Here is a 2,341-nt window from a genome sequence, read left to right on the forward strand (position 1 = left end):
TCATCGCTTTATCGACACCTGGTTTTTCCCATAATGCTAAAGTTGATGGAGGAGGTTGGTTAACACATCCAGCTATACTTAACAGAGCTATGCCGCTCAATAATTGCAAGACTTTCTTCATTCTTCCCCTCCTTCAGTGGGTTTCTTTACGATAAAACAGCTCATAAGCTTGTTGATATTTTCTGTCACCGCTGTTTAAAACAACGGTGAACAATATTGAAATGATTGGTTGAGGAAACAATCCCGCCATTCCAAGCGAAGGCAAAGAGGGGGATTGTTGATCATCACCAATAGAAACACTTAAGGTTTGCATTCAGGTGCATTTTTATATTTTTTACAAAAAGGGCTGTTCAAGCGCTTCTTGACACTGGGCCTCGGGATCACAGCACCTGGACGACATATGGGAAGGTTTTCGGCTTTATGATTCTCGCACCAAGTCCCTCCCCCCACTTTATCACGGAAACCTGATTGAACCATGCAAGCATAAATTGTTGCTTTTGCATTGATGCTCTGCTTTCTGTTTTCTGGAAATACATCATAAGGGGTTGGCATGCCACATTCTAATAATGCTTTTGCTACCTCAGTAAAATCTGCTCCCGATTTCTCCCAGGCTCCTATAGAGGAGGTAGGAGTTTTATTAAATTGACAACCAGTGATGATTAATAGAGTTACAGCACCTAATAGCTTTAGAGTTTGTTTCATTTTTTACTCCATGATTTACTTGAAGGAACTTGTTCACGATGAGATGTGCCATAAGTCTTTTGGCACATATCGCTCGCATCTCCAAGGCAAGTATGGGAACTTATGGGATTTGTAGCCACTCTCAACCATTCTGTCCAAACGTTACTGCCAGCAGGGAGTGTCCCGTAGGTATAGCCATTGCCACCAATAATTCTGCTTACAAAGTCATATCTATTCCCATCAAAGCCAATAGTGGTTTGTTTGCCATCACTCACATAACCTAACAGACCGGATGCAACTAAAACATTGAAGGCTGGTCCATAGAAATTGATCTTCGTGTTGTCGGCTATCCCGTGCACCCCTTCTTGTTTGAAAGAATACAGCATATTCCCCAATGTCATGGTACCACGGCTATGGCCATAAAGTTCTAATCCTGTAATACCATGGCTATACACCAAATCTTTTGCTTCTTGTGTTGAATTGGTCAAACCCCAAAAGTTATTTTCCATAAACTTCTGATAGCCCGCGACTAGAAGTTCTGAGATAGCAGAATCAGCTTCTGGGAACACCACAAAATAAAGCGGTTCATTTTTATCCTTCGCATGTTGAACCGCATAAACAGCGGCTTCCTCTGGTGGAGTAAAGATGCCATTAAAGGACACATGCACCTTGCCATCAGAGCCTTCTTGCAAATGCTGCTTTTCTTCATCCGTTAAATAATGTGCGTGAGGTATTGGTTGTCCACGAGCGTCTCTTATAGGTACCCCATTTGCATCTATTTCATAGAGTATATTACCCTGTTCATCACGGTCGACCACGGCGATGGGGTGCTCTTTGATAAACATGGTTTTATAGGAATCATCGCTGTATTTAAACCCTTCTTCTAAGAGTTGCGTTGCCATTTCACGGTTTTCATGGACGATTTGTTCCAGCTTGCCTACATCGAGCTGTTCTACACCCTTATGGGCGCTGGCAGTATCACGATTAAGGGAGGCTATGGCTTGTTCCACATCTTGCCCTGTCAATGCCTTCTGCCCAGCTTCATCAGTAATGACGATGGTGCCATCGCTAATGGCGGATTTGGTGTATCCTTCCTCTGAATCTTGGGCTTTTGAATGATCTAAGAGATTTTTAGCAATGTTTTTCCCGACACCATATTTGCCTTGATACATCGGACCACCGGCAGAAATGCTTAAACCTTGGCTGCTAGCTTGAGCATGCGCACCGTTGCTGATATCACTGGTGGTAATGCTTCCAGTGGTCAGGCTGTTTTTATCTGCCGGCGCGGTGCTGGCAATGATGCCTCCGGTCAGCGTTGTTTTGTCTTTAACTATGATATTAAAGCCGCCATCACCCGCTTTGATGCCTGATTGTTCCACAACACTATGATAATCGCTGGAGGATTTATCCTTGTTCAAGGAAATATTGGTTGTGGCTGTACCATCCTTTTCTCGGCTATTATAACCAATGGAAACAGAGTTTTGCTTGCTGGAACTGTGTCCCGTATCACTGCGGCTGGTAATGGCAAAATCACCCCCTACTTCCATTTCTACACGCTCTCCAGAAGCCACGGCGCCTGCCAGTGTGGTGTTTGCCCCACTCGTTGTGTGAACTGTGCCGGTGCCAATAATATGGCTGTTCTTCTGGTGAACCTCCTCAC

Annotated in this window: 3 protein-coding genes; all 3 read right to left on the bottom strand. The window is 44.2% G+C overall.

What is annotated here, in order from left to right; all coding sequences use genetic code 11:
• Positions 1-133 precede the first annotated feature (133 nt).
• Positions 134-313, bottom strand: coding sequence for a hypothetical protein (locus tag ACFIJL_RS09080; protein WP_375624353.1), 180 nt, complete (start codon positions 311-313; stop codon positions 134-136).
• Positions 301-702: a hypothetical protein gene (locus ACFIJL_RS09085; RefSeq protein ID WP_375624355.1), complete on the bottom strand. Its 402-nt coding sequence runs from the start codon at positions 700-702 to the stop codon at positions 301-303. The genes ACFIJL_RS09080 and ACFIJL_RS09085 overlap by 13 nt, the downstream gene beginning before the upstream one ends.
• The coding region (locus ACFIJL_RS09090) for a hemagglutinin repeat-containing protein (protein WP_375624357.1) at positions 699-2,341 on the bottom strand (1,643 nt) is incomplete at its 5' end. The genes ACFIJL_RS09085 and ACFIJL_RS09090, both read right to left, overlap by 4 nt.

This window comes from Bartonella sp. TT119HLJHH (assembly GCF_042193385.1).
Classification (GTDB): Bacteria; Pseudomonadota; Alphaproteobacteria; order Rhizobiales; family Rhizobiaceae; genus Bartonella.